The sequence below is a fragment of the Streptomyces sp. 6-11-2 genome, assembly GCF_006540305.1.
Classification (GTDB): Bacteria; Actinomycetota; Actinomycetes; order Streptomycetales; family Streptomycetaceae; genus Streptomyces.
This window is the reverse complement of the sequence record NZ_BJOR01000001.1, coordinates 1,550,245-1,567,833: the sequence shown is the minus strand read 5'-3', so window position 1 is coordinate 1,567,833 and position 17,589 is coordinate 1,550,245. Positions and strand designations below refer to the sequence as shown.

The window sequence follows — 17,589 nt, the reverse complement described above, 5'->3', positions numbered from 1 at the left end:
TCCGACCGAAACTGTTGACACCCGACGGGCCCGGCTCAACACTTCTCACCGCTGCGTCACCTCCTGGCAGCCGGCCGTTCCGTGAGGTCCTGCCGTGCTGCCCGCCCCCCACCACCCTCACGAGGAGGAAGCACGGACATGAACACGCTCTTCCGGGAGAACGGCCGCAGACGCGGTCGCTTCACGTGGTTCATCAGGAGTCTCTGCACCGCCGCCCTGGTTGTCATGGCCGCGATGACACTGCCGGGCGCCGCCAGCGCCGACACGGTCGTCACCTCGAACCAGACCGGCACCAACAACGGCTACTACTACTCGTTCTGGACCGACAGCCCGGGCACCGTCTCCATGAACATGGGGTCCGGCGGCAACTACAGCACCTCATGGAGCAACACCGGCAACTTCGTCGCCGGCAAGGGCTGGAGCACCGGCGGACGCAGGAGCGTGAACTACTCGGGCAGCTTCAACCCGTCCGGCAACGCCTACCTCGCCCTCTACGGGTGGACGACCAACCCGCTCGTCGAGTACTACGTCGTCGACAACTGGGGCACCTACCGGCCCACCGGAACATACATGGGCACCGTCACCAGCGACGGCGGCACGTACGACATCTACAAGACGACACGGGTCAACGCCCCCTCCATCGAGGGCACCCGGACCTTCGACCAGTACTGGAGCGTCCGCCAGTCGAAGAAGACCGGTGGAACCATCACCACCGGCAGCCACTTCGACGCCTGGGCCGGCAAGGGAATGAAGCTGGGCACCTTCAACTACATGATCATGGCGACCGAGGGTTACCAGAGCAGCGGCAACTCCAACATCACCGTGGGCGACGCCGGTTCCGGTGGTGGCGGTGGTGGTGGTGGCGGCGGTGGTGGTGGCACCGGTGGGTGTACCGCGACGCTGTCGGCGGGTCAGCAGTGGAGTGACCGGTACAACCTGAACGTGTCGGTGAGCGGTTCCAGCAACTGGACGGTGACGATGAACGTTCCGTCGCCGGAGAAGATCATCGCGACCTGGAACATCAGTGCGAGTTATCCGAGTTCGCAGGTGCTGGTGGCCAAGCCCAACGGCAACGGCAACAACTGGGGCGTGACCATACAGACCAACGGCACCTGGACCTGGCCGACGGTCTCCTGCAGCGCGAGCTGACCCCGCCGACCCCGAAGACCCCCTTCAGAAAGGTCCCAAGCCGCATGAGAACCAGACCACTTGCGTCACTGCGGTCCCTGTTCGCGGGACTGGCCGTCACGGCGCTGGCCGTGGCGGGCTCCCTGACCGTCGACGCCACTCCGTCGTACGCGGCCACCTGCAACGGGTACGTCGGACTCACCTTCGACGACGGCCCGTCCAACGACCGCACCCCGGCCCTGCTCAACGCGCTGAAGCAGAACGGGCTGCGGGCCACGATGTTCAACGAGGGCCAGTTCGCGGCCTCCTACCCGGCCCAGGTACGGGCCCAGGTCGACGCCGGTATGTGGGTCGGCAACCACAGCTACACCCACCCGCACCTGATCCAGCAGAGCCAGTCGCAGATCGACTCGGAACTCTCCCGGACCCAGCAGGCCATCGCCGCCGCGGGCGGTGGTACGCCGAAGCTGTTCCGGCCGCCCTACGGCGAGACCAACTCGACGCTGAAGTCGGTCGAGGCCAAGTACGGCCTGACCGAGATCATCTGGGACGTCGACTCGCAGGACTGGAACGGCGCGAGCACCGACGCGATCGTGCAGGCCGTCTCCCGGCTCGGCAACGGCCAGATCATCCTCATGCACGAGTGGCCCGCCAACACGCTCGCCGCGATTCCGCGCATCGCGCAGACCCTGGCCTCCAAGGGCCTGTGCTCCGGCATGATCTCCCCGCAGACCGGCCGCGCCGTGGCCCCCGACGGAGGCGGCTCCGGCGGCGGTGGCGGCGGTGGTGGTGGCACCGGTGGGTGTACCGCGACGCTGTCGGCGGGTCAGCAGTGGAGTGACCGGTACAACCTGAACGTGTCGGTGAGCGGTTCCAGCAACTGGACGGTGACGATGAACGTTCCGTCGCCGGAGAAGATCATCGCGACCTGGAACATCAGTGCGAGTTATCCGAGTTCGCAGGTGCTGGTGGCCAAGCCCAACGGCAACGGCAACAACTGGGGCGTGACCATACAGACCAACGGCACCTGGACCTGGCCGACGGTCTCCTGCAGTACGAGTTAGTCGTCCGGTGGCGCGGCGGACCACGGCCGCCGCGCCACCGGCGGTTCGCGGCCGGCGCGAGCGCGCGCGGGGGCCACCGGAAGCGGGCCTCCGCGCGCTCACCCCTTCTTCGGCGCCGTCAGCGAGACGTCCTGGCTCGACAGCGTCTGCGGGGTGGCCGTGAACGCGCGCAGACGGACGCGGGTATGGGGACCGGGGACGGTGAACCCGGTGCGGGGCGCCCGTAGTTCGACGCGGGCGGTGGAGTGCGCCGGGATCGTGGCCGGACCTTTCACCAGCGACCAGAACCTGCCCATGCCCTTGCCCTTGGTGAGGATGAAGTGGGGCGTGAGGGGATCGCCGCTGGTGTTGGTGAGCTGGAGGGTCAGCCGGGAGACGTGCGTGGCGGAGGACCGCTGCACCGCCGTGACCCGCATGGCCAGCGGTGGCCTGCCCGTCACCGCCACGGTCGCGCTGACCAGTGCGGGGAGGACCAGGAGTCCGGCCGCCGCGATGCGGGCCGGGCGCCGGTGCGGCCCCGACAGCGGGCGCGGCCGGGGCTGCCAGGCCCGCGCGAACTCGGAGGCGGGCGCGGTGACGGCGGCGGTGAGCCACAGCGGCGTCATCATCAGGTAGTAGCCGTCCTGGGAGCGCGTCGCCAGGAAGAAGGCGCACCAGGGCAGGACGGTCGCCGCCGGGCCCAGCCGCCGTACGAAGAGCACGAACACGGCCAGCAGGGCCGCGGCGAGAAGCACACTGGCACGCGAGTACCAGTCCAGGCGGTCGCTGCCGTCGGTGAAGTACAGGGACACGTCCACCAGGCCCTGTCCGTGCAGCACCGCGCCCTGGGTCAGCGGCAGCGCGATGCCGCGCAGCCACTCGCCCGGCTCGCTCGCGATGAAGTACGTGTTGATCAGCAGCCATGTGGTGACGGCGGCCCCGAGCAGCCGGAGCACCACCGACAGGGCCTGTCGGGGGCCCAGTTCGCCGCGGCGCACCGCGTAGACACCGGCCAGCAGGAACGGCGTCACGAACCACGGGAGTTGCTGCGCCGCGCACGCCGCGCCCAGGCACGCGGCCCGGGCCAGTCCGGCCGCGCCGAGCCGTCCGCCCTGCCCGATCCGCGGCCAGCGCACCACGACCGGGATCAGCAGCGCCAGGGCGAGGACCGCCGGATAGCCGAGGCGCCCGTAGGGCGGCAGGAGACCGAGGCCCAGGCACACCATGGTGGCCGCCGGGCGCCACCGTGGCGGCAGCATCCGCCACAGGACCACCGTGCCGGCGATCAGCGCGCCCGTGCTCACCGCCGTCGCGGGGGCGCCGTCGTGCCCGAGCCACAGCAGGGGCGCGGTCAGCAGCACCGCCAGCGGGGGGTAGCCGTAGGTGTAGTCGTAGCTGCCGTCCACGGTGGGCGTGAGCGGCACGGGACCGTGGAAGAGCCAGGGCCACGGCTGCCCGTACACCGTGTGCCCGGCGACCAGTTCCCTCGCCGCCTGCGCGGTGAGGACCGCTTCGTCGCCGCCCGCGTGGTTCATGAGCCACGCGCACACGGTGAGCGTCACGGCGGTCAGCAGCACGCACAGGTCCACGCGGGCCAGGGACCTCGTGCGGCGGACCACCAGGGTCAGCACGGCGCAGACCAGGATCGAGGCGTAGCACAGGCAGATGACGCCGGCGACGGGGAGCAGCCGGGACGCGGCCTGCGTCCACACCGCCCGGGTACCGATGAAGAGACTCACGACGGCCAGTAGCGTCAGGACGCGATGCCACTGGGCCGGCGGTTCCGGGGCGGACACCGCCGACAGTGTCCGCCGACCGGGTGCCACCAGCTGTTGTTCTGCCAAGTGCACGACACCCGAACCTAATCGGATCCGGTGAGCGGCGCGCGGCGGGCGGTGAAGAGTCCGGTGTGAGCGCGGTAAGAAGCCACTTTCGGGTGGGAAACGGTCAACCCGCGTGTGACGGGCGATCGATATACGTTGAGATGATGTCTCTTTCGGGCACTCTCGTGACCTCCTGTCGCGCACCGTGTCGCTGTTGGGCCGAAAGGGTGACGTCGCGTAAGAATTGGCTGGTGCAGGTGAGGCAAGCGAGTCAGGGCAGGGGGAGCCGGTGAACAGTCACGACGTCACCGATGAGCAGTGGGAGGGGCTCGCCCAGGTCGTTCCGCTGCGCGGCCGCGACGCCTGGCCGTCCGCGGTGAACCGCCGCGTGCCACCGGAGGCGACGACGGAGGCACGCCGCCGCTTCGTCGTCCTGCGGGTCAACGTGTTCGCGGACGCCCGGGATGTCGCCGAGACCCTGATGGCGGGCGTACCGGTGCTCCTCGATCTGACCGGCGCCGAGGGCGAGGTCGCCAAGCGGGTCCTGGACTTCAGTACCGGTGTCGTCTTCGGGCTGGGCAGCGGGATGCACCGCGTCGACCGCAACGTGTTCCTGCTCACGCCGCCCGGCACCGAGGTGAGCGGACTCATCCCGGGCGCGGCCGTTCCGGGCGGGTGAGCCCGGGGACTGTGCCCGTGAGCCCGCGGGTCGCGCCGTGAGCCGGGGCCGCGCCGGTGGGGGAGCCGCGGGTGATAGACCTGATGGTGTGACTGAGGAATCCGAGCATCCGGATCTGGCCGGGTTGCAGCGGCGGTTGGCGGAGTTCGCCGCCGCGCGCGACTGGCAGCCGTACCACACGCCGAAGAACCTGGTCGCCGCTCTCAGCGTGGAGGCGTCCGAACTGGTCGAGATCTTCCAGTGGTTGACCCCGGAGGAGTCGGCCGGCGTCATGGCGGACCCCGGGACCGCGCACCGTGTGCGCGACGAGGTCGCGGACGTCCTCGCGTATCTGCTGCAACTGTGCGAGGTGCTCGGCGTCGATCCGCTGGCGGCGCTGGCGGCGAAGATCGACCGGAACGAGCGGCGGTTTCCGGTGCCGGGGAAGCCAGGGGAACCGGCGGCGGAACCCGGGGAATGGACGGAGCCGGGCGAGCCGGGGGCGTGATCCCCAGTTCCGCTCGAACCGTCGGGCCTGTTCCCGCTTGCTGCGCAGGAGCACGAGTGTGCTGTGGGCTCTCCTGCGCGACGACCGGGCCTTCACCCCCATCCGGCCCATCCCGCAGACGGCTTGACTCAACTCGACGCCACAAAGCCGGCAGCGTGGCTGAGGCCGGCGGGGCTCGGCGAGGCATACGCGCGCCTGATCGGTCAGCGTGCCCGCCGTCGTGACTGACTTTCGCGGGCTGAGGCGCAAACGATCTCCGAGACGAGGTGCCGCCCTCACTGGTGGAGGACGGCCCATGACCTTGACTCGGTCATTGAAACTCCCGCCCCAAAGCCGCTCCGCCGACCGCGCGACAGGCTCACCGCCCATATAAGCAGGCCTCAGAACAGTAAGGGGGGAGGAGCGTGCAGCTCACTGTGCACTGGTGGGACCTATGGGTGCCCCTTTCGCTGATCGTCCTAAGCGTCATCCTCAGCCGGGCAACTCGTCGGCAGCGGCACAAGCGGCAGACAGCAGTGAAGTGGGGCTCACGGACTCACTGGGAATGGCTGCCGTTCATGTTCGGGCTGACTGTAGCGATCGGAGAGCTCTCGCTCCTTCTTGACGTACCCGATCCTTGGACCACGATCTCTGACACGAGTGCCCGTGCGCTCGGCCTCACCACCGTGTTCATGGCCGCCCGGACAGTGTTCATCCTCTTCATGCGCGGCACCCGACACTTGTTCCGACGCCGAGGAGCGGACACCAGTAGCTGACAGCAACCGCAGCGGATGCCGGAAGGTCGGGGCACTCAGCATCTGTCGAGCGACGTCAATGGCTGACACCAACCGCAGTGGACGAAGGCGTATAGAGGCGGACCCCAGCGGCCACTCCAAACGCTGCTCGACTGCCACCCTTCCAGCGCCAGCGGTCCGCGATGGTCGACCTGACAAGGAGGAGGCCAGATTTCTCGCAGCCGGCATCCGGCACGGGGCCTGGCAGATCACGGAAGCGCAGCGAGTCACAACATAGACACGGCAGCTTCACACACCACGCACGCTGAGCATGATGCGCCTACCGGTCCATACATGGGGGAACCATGCACACCCGCACCATCGCCGTCATCACGGCCGTCCTGCTCGCTGGGCTGGTCGGCTGCGGAACCGGCGCCGATGCCGAGGCCAAGAAGTCGACCACGGATATCCGCACCTCGGTTGAACACCTCCGTGAGGCGATAGACGAAGAGACCAAAGCGGTCAAGGGGGAGAGGGGCGACGTGCGCGCCCAGGCGGAGAGTGTCCGCCTCGTCGCGCAGATCGAGTCCACGAACCTCACGAAGTACGCCAGCCGCGCCCCGGCCGAAACGAAACACTTCGCCAACGCCGCAAAAAGCTGGGCGGAGAGCGTCGTCACCGCACGCGAGGCGATGCTCAGCGACCAGGAGACCCAGAAGGACTGATCGAGTGCCGCATGCGCCCTTGACTCGGTCATTGAAACTCCAGCCCAAAGCCGTTCCGTTGACCTCGTGGTCGTCTCAGCGGCATCGCAGTTAATAAATCCGGCGCTGCCAGTGGTTTCGGTTCGTCCGCGATGCAGAGCTAATTAATCAACCACCTTCGCATTGATGGCATCGACGGCGGTCTGGGGAATACGCCACTCTGCGACGACGGTTTCCACACCGTGCCTTTCTCCAGCTTCCCGTTGGAGCAGGCGACAGTGAAATCGGGAGCGCTTCGGTCACCCTTGTGAGCGGTCGCAGCGAAGGTGAAGGAGGCCGATACCTCCCGGCCAAGGGCGCGAGCACTGTCGAACTTGACTACGGTCGTCTCGATGCCGTCCACCATGGCCGTCTGGCCGAATTCAAGCACTTTCGGGCTTGGAGTGGCACGTACGGAAGGGGACACAGCGGTGCCACGAGGGTTCGGAGACGACGCAGAGGTGTCACGAGAGGACAACCAGACCCCGACCTGGGCCGACGTCTCCGCTGGACCCTTTGGCGGCGTCGTCACCAAGCCCGCGCACGAACCCGCCACCACCGGCGCCAGGCAACCCAACGAGCATAAAGATCACGATCCATGGGCGGAGTATCAAGGCACCACAGGCCTTTGAGAGCGCTCAGCATCGTCCCACGAACCCCTTCTTCCAAGGGCCGCGGAAATCCATGGACGGATCCGCGGAAGATCACGTACTGTGTGGCTCCACGCCCTGAGATGGACGGAAGGAGGCGAGTGCCGTGCGGTTCACACCTTTCCAGCGCTCCCTTTCCGCTGTCCCGGCGTGGTTCGTAACTTCTGACCGGGAGCGCTCCAAGCAGCCTGCATCCCGGAGGAATCCATGACCGATCCGGTCATCCGCGCGCTCACCGCGAGCGACGCCCATCTCTTCGACGAACTCCCCGACCCACTGGGCGCCCGTGAAGGCCATCGGCGTACCCGGTTCCGCCCTGACTGGAAGCGCGTCGCCCTGCGCGACGGCGAGGTCATCGCACGCGGCGCATGGTGGGGCGGCCCCGACGACTCGGAGCCCGTCAACATCAACTGGTTCGACGTGACCGAGGGCGAGGAGGAGGCGGGGGCCGAGCTCCTGCGCTCCGCCCCCTGGCAGGTCGAACTCGAGATCAACCTGCCCGGCGGCTGGCGGGACCAGCCCGACCTGCGCCCCGCCGCCGAGGCACGCTTCGCCGCCGCACGAGCCGCCGGGTACGAACTCCTGGTGGAACGCTTCCTGTACCGCTGGACCCCGGAGCGAGGTCTGCCCGAGCGGCCCGGACGCCTGCGCTTCAGCGCCGAACCCGACGACACCGTGTTCTTCGACGCATTGCGCCGCATCCACTCCGTCACCCTGGACGCCCACGCGCTCAAGGCCATCAAGGAGGGCGGCCTCGACCAGGCCGCCCAGGAGGAACTCGACTTCTTCCACTGGTGCCCCTCCCCCCGGGAGTGGTGGCAGATCGCGCACACGCCAGAGGGCGACCTGGCCGGCATCCACATCCCGGCTCACAACCCCTCCGGACCGACCATCGGCTTTATCGGAGTCGTCCCGGAACAGCGCGGTCACGGCTACGCCTACGACCTCCTCGCGGAATGCACCCACTTCCTCGTCGAACAGGGCGCAGAGTTCGTCAGCGGAGCGACGGACCGGGGCAACTTCCCCATGGCCGCGAACTTCGCCAAGGCCGACTTCCCCGTCGTCAGCGAACGCATCAACTTCCACCCGGCGCGCCAAGCGGCCTAGTGCTGTGACCGGAAAGGTTCACCGGCTCGCGGCGCCCGGCAGGGCACTCCCCCAGCCTTCGGCCGGGGGTGCCCCCATGCCGCGTTGTCGCATCACCCGAGTACATCCGGTACGCGGGTGATGCTCCGCCTTGCGATGTTCCCCCACTGCCTGAAGGGCGTGGGAGGTGCCCCCAGCACCGGACGCCGCGAGCTTCCCGGCAAACCTTCCCGGCCACAGCACTAGCGAGGAGCAGCACGCGGTGAGGGGTCCGGTCCGAGGACGGGTCCGGATCCCTTGTCCGTGACGTGCGGGATCTCTGCTGTGGCCAGCAGCCACCGTCTCGTCGTCAGTCCACACAACTCACGATGATCACCGGTGGACGCACCCGTTCTCGGACCGGCCTCCGCCAACAAGATCACGATCTACAGCTGGAGTATTAGTACTCCAGCAGTACTTCGCGTCTTGACCTGCGCGGTTGTTGAGCGGTGGGAGTGTAGCGGGCACCGCCCGGTCAGGGGCGGCTTCTGACCGGGCATCCCTCGAAGGAGTGTCCCCGACGGCAAGCGGTGTCCCGGGGCCGGGAAGCCTCCCGTCGTGATCGCAACCGAACAGGCAGCCGAGACCTGGGACCACGACCTGGACAACCTCTTCACCGACATCGGACACCGCTTCGGCCGAGTCGAGCCCCGCCGCCGCATGCGAGCCTACGTACGCGGACTGCTGGCGCCGGTGGCCCGAAAAAACAGCTGGCAGTTGGCCGAGCACGCCGGCCACGCCACCCCGGACGGCCTGCAGCACCTGCTCTCCCGCGCCCGCTGGAACCCTGACGACATCCGCGACGACCTGCAGGCTTTCGTCGCCAAGAGCATCGGCCGCCCCAACGGGGTACTGATCGTGGACGACACCGGGTTCATCAAGAAGGGCACCACCTCGGCCGGTGTACAACGCCAGTACTCCGGCACCGCCGGCCGCACCGAGAACTGCCAGATAGGCGTCTTCGCCGCCTACGCCAGCTCCACCGGCCGCGCGTTGGTGGACCGGGAGCTGTACCTGCCCAAGTCCTGGACCACCGATCGTGACCGCTGCCGCGCCGCGAAGATCCCCGACGAGTGCGAGTTCGCGACCAAGGGCGCCCTCGCCAAGGCGATCGTGCTGCGCGCACTGGCCTCGCCGCTGCCGATCGCCTGGGTCACCGCGGACTCCGCCTACGGCCAGGAATGCCGCTTCCGCCGCATGCTGGAGAACGCCGGTGTCGGCTACGTCGTGGCTGTGCCGAAGTCCCAGTTCACCGTGGGATGCCCGCGCATCGATCACCTCTTCGCCCAGGCTCCGCAGGACGCCTGGGAGCGCCGCTCGTGCGGACAGGGCGCCAAGGGCCAGCGGATATACGACTGGGCCGCGATACAGCTGCCCGCAGTCGCCGAATTCGACTACCAGGGCAGGGAGTTGGTGCGTCGACGGTGGGCGCTGGCACGACGCAGCGTGAGCAAGCCGGACGAGATCGCCTACTACCTCGCTTACGCACCTCTGGACGCGGGGGTGGACGACCTGGTGCGAGTCGCCGGCACCAGGTGGGCGATCGAGGAGTGCTTCCAGGCGGCAAAAAACGAGTGCGGCCTGGACCAGTACGAGGTCCGCCGCTACGTCGGCTGGTACCGGCACATCACCCTCGCCATGCTCGCCCACGCCTTCCTCGCAACCATGACCGCGCAGGCCCGCGAAAAGGGGGCTGCACCGGTGAGGAAGCCGAGGTCATCGAGCTCACCGTGGCGGAAGTGCGGCGACTCCTGGCAGCTCGCGCTCCCCAGCACCCCCATGCCCACACCCACGCGCTGAACTGGTCGCACTGGCGTCGACGACGCCAAGCCGTGGCCCGCCACTGCCACTATCGCCGTCGGGGACACTCCTTCGAGGGGTGCCCGGTCAGGAGCCGCCCCTGACCGGGCGGTGCCCGCTACACTCCCACCGCTCGACAACCGCGCAGGTCAAGACGCGAAGTACTGCTGGAGTATTAGACGGTAGGTCGTAGCGTCTGATGTCTTCAGTGTGAGCTCCCTCCCGTCCAGCTCTGCGCCAAGGAGCTGCAACCAGCGGGATACGGGCGTCGTCGAGCTCGCTTCGTTGTACGACAACACCACGTTGGTCGGCTGCTGCCCAACCACCAGTGACGTTCCGGCGTCGCGAGAACCGATCCCGATGCATTGATCCGTACGCGCCAACGTGGCGGATTCCGTAACCTTCGTCGCGCGGCGCCAGGACCATGGTCTGCTCGTTGGCGCCGCTGGAGGCGCCCATCGCGCGCCGCTGCTCGGCAAGGTGGCCGCCGCCACGGCGACTGACAGGCCGTTTCCAGAACTTCGAATTCCCGTACAACCGCCCCCACCGGTGAGGGATCTGATCACGTGAGTCAAACAGACTCCACGGTCATTGGGCCCCGCGCCGAGACGGACTGCGAGGAACGATCGGCGCCCGGCCCCTTTCTCCACCTGGGGAACGCATGCGTATACGAGCCACTGTGGCCGCCGTCTCCGGCGCCCTGGCCCGCACCGCCCAACTGCTTCTCGTCCTCGCCCTGTTCGCCGCAGCGGGCGGGACCGTCACCGGCTGTGGCTTGGTGGCGGAGGCCCGCGCTCGTCAGGTCGCCGACGCCTGGGACGGCTCCGAGGCCGCCCGGGCTTGGCGGAAGGGCTACCACCCGATCGGAGAGGCTGTCGAGCTGCCCGAGGACGCCTTCCACGGCATATCGGACAAGCAGGCCTACGGGACCCAGAACTTCGCCCTGCGCGGCCAACTCCCCGCCGCGCCGGGGAAGAACGGCCGGGTGAAGTGGGAGAGCGGGGGCTCGCTCACGTTGCCGCTGATGGGGGCGCGGCAGGCGTATGAGGCAGTGGCCCGCGGCAGCGACGACGGACCGCACTTGACCGTGACCGGGGCGAAGCTGGGTGAGATGACCGTGGCCACCAGCCGCGGCCCGGCGACCGTCCCGGCCTGGCTTTTCACCCTGGACGGCTACGACACTCCGCTCAAGCTGGCCGCCGTCCGCCCCTCGAAGCCTCTCACGCCGCCGGTCAAGCCGGTCGCGGAGGGGTCCGGCGACACGTTGCAGCTGGTCAGGACCGCGAGGGACGGCCGGTCCGTCACGGTGCTCTCCGGCCACGGGGCCTGCGACGACGGTCCTGTCGTGGACGTGCTGGAGACGGGCGGGAGCGTGGTGCTGTCCGCTTCCGTCGTCGGGACGAAGGAAGGTCCCTGCACCGCGGACCTGCTGATGGAGACGGTGACGGTGAAGCTGAACCGGCCACTCGGCGACCGTGTCCTCCTGGACGCGTTCACCGGCCGGCCGGTGCTGTACGGACGGTCGTAGGGGGACTCATCGACCGATGCGGCAACCCATCGGACCGCAACATGCGGCCTTCGGCCTCAAGGGCAACGGCCGGTGCTACGAGCTGCCGAACGATGACGCGTGGGCAGTGACGACCGCGGAAGGTCTGGAATTCCGTCCAGCCGAAGACGCCCGCCTCGTACAGGGTGACGGCCATGCCGAAGGCGCGGCTTTCCCACGGCTCGGCGAACACCAGCTCACCGTTGGAGCGGCGAGGTGCTGCGGGGCCCTCGATGGCGTGCCGATCCAGCACCTCGTCGGGCTGCTGCAGGAACCGGGCGGTGATCCGCTGCCGTCAGCCCCGTGGGGGCGAGCCGGCAGCTCCTCACTGTTCGACTGGTTGCGACAGAGCACGTTTGACCTGCCGGGTCCGCTCGTCGGTAAGGACTTCGACCCGGTCGTTCGCCAGTGCCTCCATGGTCTGCTCCGCAACATCATCCGCACTGATCTTCGGTGCGTCCGTGAAGGAACTGAGATCCGTCTCCACGAAACTGGCGTGGACACCGATCACGAGAGTTCCCTGTTCGCGCAGGCCTTCCCGCAGCGCGCCCGTCAACGACCACTGGGCTGCCTTGGAGGCCGCATACCCGGGATAGTCCGGCCGGGACGCCCAGGAGGCGGTCGACAGCATGTTGATCAGTGCGCCGCCGCCATTGCGCGCCAGGACCGGGGCGAAGGCGCGGGACACGGCCCAGGTACCGAAGTAGTTGATCTCCATCGCCTCGCGCGCGCCGTCGAAGGAGCCCGTCAGCAGCTTGGTGTCGAATCCTCCGACACCCGCGTTGTTGATCACGATGGTGACATCCGCGGCGGCCGCCGCCGCCGCGGCGACGTCCTCCGGCACGGTGACGTCCAAACGCAGCGGAGTCAGGTCCTCGTCGCCCACGCTCGCCGGATCGCGGACACCGGCGTAGACCTTCCCTGCTCCCCGCGCGATCAGCGCGCGGGCGAACGCGTGGCCGATGCCACGATTGGCCCCCGTCACCAGGGCAGTCGATCCTTTGATCTCCATCGCGCTTCCTTCCCACTGCTGCCTGCCGATGACAGCGGGCACCTGTCGAGGCACGACCCTGCAAGGGGAGGCCCCGCGCCGGACCGCGTCCTGGGCCGGCCCAGGTCCACGGACGACTCGCGCAGAGGGGGGAACCCATCACCCGCAGGCCGGGGCTCGGTCTCCACCTGATGTCGGGCCCTGCCGGGACGGCCGGGTCGGGTCGTCGCGCCCGCAGGCTTGCCCACGCAAAAGCCCTCTCCACCACCAGCGTGCACCGACCGGTGCAGCGACGCATGTGAGACGGCTCCCGGCTGCAGGGACTCCCCCTTCCACCGTCAGCGACCAGCCCATACAGCGACCTTCGCCAAGATGACGTACAAGGCCGCACCAGAACACCGGCGCAGGCGGTGACCTGGTCGAACGGCGGGGCTTCATCTGGCGGCCCCGGCACGCCGTGGCCGCACCGCCATCGCACCAGCAGGGCCGCTTCCTCCCCAGTTTTCCCATCCCGCAGAGATCAGCAAATCCGTCGTGATGGGGGGCCGGCTGTACCCGAGGGTCTCGGCGACGTCCTCGTGGGTCGCCTTGATCAGTCCGCCGGGCTTCTGCGATCCCATGAGGGTGAACAGGGGCGTGAAGGGGGAAGCCCCTCCTCCGTTGTCACTCTCCGAAATCGTTCATCCGACCGAAACCGATTTGTTGTCCGCAGATTTCCGGCTTCCTCTGGCTTTTCGTCCCAGGCGCCCTCACTCTGGGTAGTGAACAAGGGTGTTCGGGCGGACGTGCGAACAGCACGTCGGGACAGACAGGGGCAGCGCATGGACGCGGTGCGGCTCATCCTGGCGAGCAGGCGTGCCCTGGCGGGGAGCGGCGAGGCCCCCGCCATCCTGACCGAGGTGTGGCAGGCGCAGGCCCTGGCGCAGGCGATCGGCAGCCGCCTCGCCGTCTCCGGGCCACCCGAACTACGGGGCGAGGCGCTGGGGTTGACCGAACTGGCGGGCCGGGGCTGCGGGGTCCTCGACGCGCCGGACCTCGATCCGGAGGACTTACGGGCGGCCCTGCTCACCGAACTGGACGACGCCCGGCAGGCGTTGCTGTGCCTGGACGCCCTGCTCGGCGAGGCCGGCATCGCGCTCGTCGGCGTCGCGAGCTCGGCCGCCGACGAGGCCACGTACTGGCAGTGCATGGAGGCGATCGACGCGGCGGACGAGGCCCGGGACAGGGTCCGCGAGATGGTGCGGAAACTGGCCGCGCGGGAGGAGGCGCCGCCGGAGAGGGAGGCGATTTGACCCGACCGGGGGCGGGAGGGCGACGGGACCCGGTGAGGCCCGTGCGCCGGTGGGCCCGCCGGCGTGCAGGATGGGGAGCATGGATCTTCGCATCTTCACCGAGCCCCAGCAGGGGGCGACCTACGACACCTTGCTCACCGTGGCGAAGGCCACCGAGGACCTGGGGTTCGACGCCTTCTTCCGCTCCGACCACTTCCTCCACATGGGCGACGTGGACGGCCTGCCCGGACCCACCGACGCCTGGATCACCCTCGCCGGACTCGCCCGCGAGACCAAGCGCATCCGGCTCGGCACGCTCATGACGGCTGCCACCTTCCGGCTGCCCGGCGTGCTCGCCGTCCAGGTCGCCCAGGTGGACCGGATGTCCGGCGGTCGGGTCGAACTGGGCCTGGGGGCGGGCTGGTTCGCCGAGGAGCACAAGGCGTACGGCATCCCCTTCCCGAAGGAGAAATTCGGCCGCCTGGAGGAGCAGCTGGCCATCGTCACGGGGATGTGGGCGACGGAGGCCGGCAAGACCTTCGACTTCCGCGGGACGTACTACGAGCTCAGCGGTTCGCCCGCGCTGCCGAAGCCCGCACAGGCGAAGATCCCGGTGCTCGTCGGCGGGCTCGGAGCGACCCGCACGCCGCGCCTCGCCGCCCAGTACGCCGACGAGTTCAACGTCCCGTTCGCCTCCATCGAGGACAGCGAGCGGCAGTTCGGCCGGGTCCGGGCCGCCGCGGAGGCCGCCGGCCGGCGCCCCGACGACCTGACGTACTCCAACGCCCTCGTCGTCTGCGTCGGCCGGGACGACCAGGAGGTCGCCCGCCGTGCCGCCGCGATCGGCCGTGAGGTCGACGAACTGAAGGCCAACGGCCTGGCCGGCTCACCGGCCGAGGTCGTCGACAAGATCGGCCGCTACGCCGCGATCGGCGCAGGCCGGATCTACCTCCAGATCCTCGACCTGTCCGACCTGGACCACCTGGAACTGATCTCCACCCAGGTGCAGTCGCAGCTCTCCTAGATGATCGATTCCAAGAGGTCAGTGGTCGTAGGCGGTCAGTGAGCGTAGTACGGGCTGGCTGGTGTGGTCGTTGTGCCAGATCGCGGCCGTCAGCGCGAGGATGCGCTGCATGACGCGGGCGATGACACCGCCCGGTGTGCGGCCTCGGTGCTGTTCGAGGTCAAGCTGGCCCTTGAAGGTCTCGTTGACCGACTCGATGACCTGCCGCAACGGCTTGAACAGGGGTGCCCCGGCCCGCTCCGGCTCGTCCTTGCGGGCCGGCCGCAGCAGCCGGATGTCCTGCTCGGCCAACTGGTCCTCGAAGGCGCGGCCGAAGTAGTTCTTGTCGCCGATCAGCGTCTGCCCGGCCCGGGCGGCGACCAGTTCCGGTTCGGCGGCGAGCAGGTCCAGCAGGGTCTCGCGTTCGTCGGCCTTGGCCCCGGTCAGGGCGAAGGCGATGGGCAGGCCCTGCAGGGTGCACACCAGGTGCAGGCGCAGGCCCCAGAAGAAGCGGCTGTGGCTGGCGCAGTAGCCGTACTCGGCCCATCCGGCCAGGTCGGAGCGCTTGACGGTCTCGCGGGAGCGTCCGCACTCCACCGGCGTGGAGTCCACGATCCACACGTCATCACTCCATACAGAGGTGTCGGTTGCCAGCAGCCGGGTCACCCGCCGCAGCAGCTCGGTGGCCTTGCGCAAGCGCTTGTTGTAGCCGGGCTGCTGGGGCAGGTAGGGGAAGAGGTGCCGCAGGTGGGCGCGGGCGTGGCGAAGCCACTTGGCCTCGGAGGTGAAGCCCAGCATGGCCTGCATCATCGCGAGCGTGACCAGCTCGGCATCGGTCAGTTGCGCGGCGATCCCGACCGACGGACGCCAGGGCGCCAGGTGCGGTGAGTCCTTCAGCAGGTCGTCGGTCTTCACATAGAGTGCGGTGGCGAGGGAGTCCAACTCTGTCTTCACACACTGACGTTGGACTCCCTCCTTCCAACCCCGCGGGTGATTCTCTGGAACGGCTCAGCAGGTGGAGACAGGTGGCCCCTGCGGAATCAGGCGCCCACGGTCCCGTCGACACCTTCACGCAGAAAGTCCGCGTGCCCGTTGTGGCGGCCGTACTCCAGGAGCACGTGCACCATCACCATCCGCAGCGATACCTCCTCGCCCCATCGTGGCTGATACCCGGCCTGGTCCAGGGACTTGGCCTCCCGCTCGATACGGCGCGAGGTCTCCACCTCGGCCTCCCAGGCTACGAACGCCTCGTCTCTGGTCGACGCACTCGCGTCGTACGCCGCCTGGAAGTCGATCTTGTCGGACCAGACCATGGGCGCGTCGTGGTCCTCGAACACTCGACGGAACCAGGCACGCTCCACCTCCGCCATGTGCCGCACCAGACCGAGCAGCGAAAGCGTGGACGGCGGCATCGACTGCTGTCGCAGCTCCTCGTCGGTGAGCCCTTCGCACTTCATGGCGAGGGTCGCGCGGTGGTAGTCGAGGAAAGCCCGCAGCATGTCGCGTTCGCTGCCAAAACTGGGCGGTCCTATGCGGTTGTCGCTGGTCACTGGTTGTGCTCCTCATCCGTGCCTGCGTTGAGGGCCAGTATCTACTCCCGTCGACTGTCCCAGAGGAGGGCCGTCAACCGGACCTGGTTGTTCCCACGGAGATCGCCGAACACAGGAACCGGAAAGGCTCATTGGACCCCGCAGCCGCAACTACCCCTTGGAATCGATCATCTAGTGCTGTGGCCGGAAAGGTTTGCCGGGAAGCTCGCGGCGTCCGGTGCCGGGGGCACCTCCCACGCCGTTCAGGCAGTGGGGGAACATCGCAAGGCGGAGCATTGCCCGCGCACTGGATGTACTCGGGTGATGCGACAACGCGGCGTGGGGGTACCCCCGGCCGAAGGCTGGGGGAGTGCCGTGCCGGGCGCCGCGAGCCGGTGAACCCTTCCGGTCACAGCACTAGCGGCCTGGGCGGGCCGGGCGTCACACCCACGGCTCGCCCTCCCGCAGGCACACCACCGTGGCGTTCAGCGCCGCCTCGTGCAGCGCGGTGAGGGTCCGGGCCCCGGCGGCGAGCCGTGTGCCGGGCAGATCGGCAGGGGCGAACCAGCCGTGCCGGTCGTGCTCGGCGCTGAGCCGAATGGTCGTGTGCGAGCCGCCGGGGAGCGTGCCGCCGTAGAAGAAGCAGTCCAGGACCGGGCCGGTGCTTAGTACGTCCACGCGGTGGTCCATGCCGAGCAGCCGGGGCACGGGCCCGAGTTCGATGCCCGTCTCCTCGTGCATCTCCCGCCGGGCCGCCGCCCAGGGGTCCTCGCCGTGGTCCAGCATCCCGCCGGGCAGCCACCAACCGCCCGCCATCGGCTGACCGGGGCCGTAGCGCAGGAGCAGGACGCGGCCGTCGCCGTCCAGCACCACCACACACGCGGCGAGGAGCGCCTGCGGCTGAGTCCTCACCCATTCCTCGCGGGGCATCCACTCCACCACTGATCGCCTCCCGGACGGTCTCGCACCGGCACCCCGTGCCACGGGCTCGGCCCGGCTGATCCCGATGCCGGCTGTCTCGCCTCTTCTCCTGTTTCCCGACAACGATGCCCCGGCCG

At 68.8% G+C, this 17,589-nt stretch carries 15 protein-coding genes; 10 read left to right on the top strand and 5 right to left on the bottom strand.

What is annotated here, in order from left to right; genetic code table 11:
* The first annotated feature begins 138 nt into the window (after positions 1-138).
* Both TNCT6_RS06365 and TNCT6_RS06360 read left to right on the top strand, forming a co-directional pair.
* Positions 139-1,149 (top strand): glycoside hydrolase family 11 protein, encoded by a 1,011-nt coding sequence (locus tag TNCT6_RS06365; RefSeq protein WP_141357440.1) that lies wholly within the window; start codon positions 139-141, stop codon positions 1,147-1,149.
* A 44-nt stretch (positions 1,150-1,193) separates the two neighbouring features.
* Complete coding sequence (locus tag TNCT6_RS06360) at positions 1,194-2,192, top strand: polysaccharide deacetylase family protein (RefSeq protein WP_141357438.1); 999 nt, start codon at positions 1,194-1,196, stop codon at positions 2,190-2,192.
* A gap of 98 nt (positions 2,193-2,290) precedes the next feature.
* Here TNCT6_RS06360 and TNCT6_RS06355 read toward each other — a convergent pair whose 3' ends face one another.
* Positions 2,291-3,967 carry a hypothetical protein gene (locus TNCT6_RS06355; protein ID WP_172632815.1) on the bottom strand — a complete coding sequence of 559 codons (1,677 nt, stop codon included), beginning with the start codon at positions 3,965-3,967 and terminating at the stop codon, positions 2,291-2,293.
* A gap of 316 nt (positions 3,968-4,283) precedes the next feature.
* On the opposite strand from TNCT6_RS06355, the gene TNCT6_RS06350 reads away from it, so the two are divergent.
* From TNCT6_RS06350 to TNCT6_RS06320, 6 genes are all read left to right on the top strand, one after another.
* A complete protein-coding gene (locus TNCT6_RS06350) occupies positions 4,284-4,673 on the top strand; it encodes a cell division protein SepF (RefSeq protein ID WP_141357436.1) in 390 nt (129 codons plus the stop codon).
* A gap of 88 nt (positions 4,674-4,761) precedes the next feature.
* Positions 4,762-5,160 carry a nucleotide pyrophosphohydrolase gene (locus tag TNCT6_RS06345; RefSeq protein ID WP_141357434.1) on the top strand — a complete coding sequence of 133 codons (399 nt, stop codon included), beginning with the start codon at positions 4,762-4,764 and terminating at the stop codon, positions 5,158-5,160.
* A gap of 1,078 nt (positions 5,161-6,238) precedes the next feature.
* Positions 6,239-6,598, top strand: a complete 360-nt coding sequence (locus TNCT6_RS06340) for a hypothetical protein (RefSeq protein WP_141357432.1) — start codon at positions 6,239-6,241, stop codon at positions 6,596-6,598.
* An 875-nt stretch (positions 6,599-7,473) separates the two neighbouring features.
* Positions 7,474-8,373 (top strand): GNAT family N-acetyltransferase, encoded by a 900-nt coding sequence (locus TNCT6_RS06330; protein ID WP_141357428.1) that lies wholly within the window; start codon positions 7,474-7,476, stop codon positions 8,371-8,373.
* 579 nt (positions 8,374-8,952) lie between these two features.
* Complete coding sequence (locus TNCT6_RS06325) at positions 8,953-10,191, top strand: IS701 family transposase (protein WP_373996236.1); 1,239 nt, start codon at positions 8,953-8,955, stop codon at positions 10,189-10,191.
* A gap of 661 nt (positions 10,192-10,852) precedes the next feature.
* Complete coding sequence (locus TNCT6_RS06320; protein WP_141357426.1) at positions 10,853-11,719, top strand: hypothetical protein; 867 nt, start codon at positions 10,853-10,855, stop codon at positions 11,717-11,719.
* Between the two features lie 343 nt (positions 11,720-12,062).
* Here the strand turns inward: TNCT6_RS06320 and TNCT6_RS06310 are convergent, their stop codons facing one another.
* Complete coding sequence (locus TNCT6_RS06310; RefSeq protein WP_141357424.1) at positions 12,063-12,749, bottom strand: SDR family oxidoreductase; 687 nt, start codon at positions 12,747-12,749, stop codon at positions 12,063-12,065.
* An 800-nt stretch (positions 12,750-13,549) separates the two neighbouring features.
* On the opposite strand from TNCT6_RS06310, the gene TNCT6_RS06305 reads away from it, so the two are divergent.
* Positions 13,550-14,020: a DUF6099 family protein gene (locus TNCT6_RS06305; protein WP_141366160.1), complete on the top strand. Its 471-nt coding sequence runs from the start codon at positions 13,550-13,552 to the stop codon at positions 14,018-14,020.
* Positions 14,021-14,099: 79 nt separating this feature from the next.
* The gene (locus TNCT6_RS06300) at positions 14,100-15,023 is read left to right on the top strand and encodes an LLM class F420-dependent oxidoreductase (protein WP_141357422.1); all 924 of its coding nucleotides are present in this window, start codon (positions 14,100-14,102) and stop codon (positions 15,021-15,023) included.
* Between the two features lie 18 nt (positions 15,024-15,041).
* Here TNCT6_RS06300 and TNCT6_RS06295 read toward each other — a convergent pair whose 3' ends face one another.
* The 3 genes from TNCT6_RS06295 to TNCT6_RS06285 all read right to left on the bottom strand — a co-directional run bounded on the left by TNCT6_RS06295 (position 15,042) and on the right by TNCT6_RS06285 (position 17,443).
* Positions 15,042-15,956 (bottom strand): IS982 family transposase, encoded by a 915-nt coding sequence (locus tag TNCT6_RS06295; protein WP_141355415.1) that lies wholly within the window; start codon positions 15,954-15,956, stop codon positions 15,042-15,044.
* An 86-nt stretch (positions 15,957-16,042) separates the two neighbouring features.
* Positions 16,043-16,552: a DinB family protein gene (locus TNCT6_RS06290; protein WP_100568062.1), complete on the bottom strand. Its 510-nt coding sequence runs from the start codon at positions 16,550-16,552 to the stop codon at positions 16,043-16,045.
* Between the two features lie 420 nt (positions 16,553-16,972).
* Positions 16,973-17,443: an NUDIX hydrolase gene (locus TNCT6_RS06285; RefSeq protein ID WP_253266040.1), complete on the bottom strand. Its 471-nt coding sequence runs from the start codon at positions 17,441-17,443 to the stop codon at positions 16,973-16,975.
* Between the last annotated feature and the right edge of the window lie 146 nt (positions 17,444-17,589).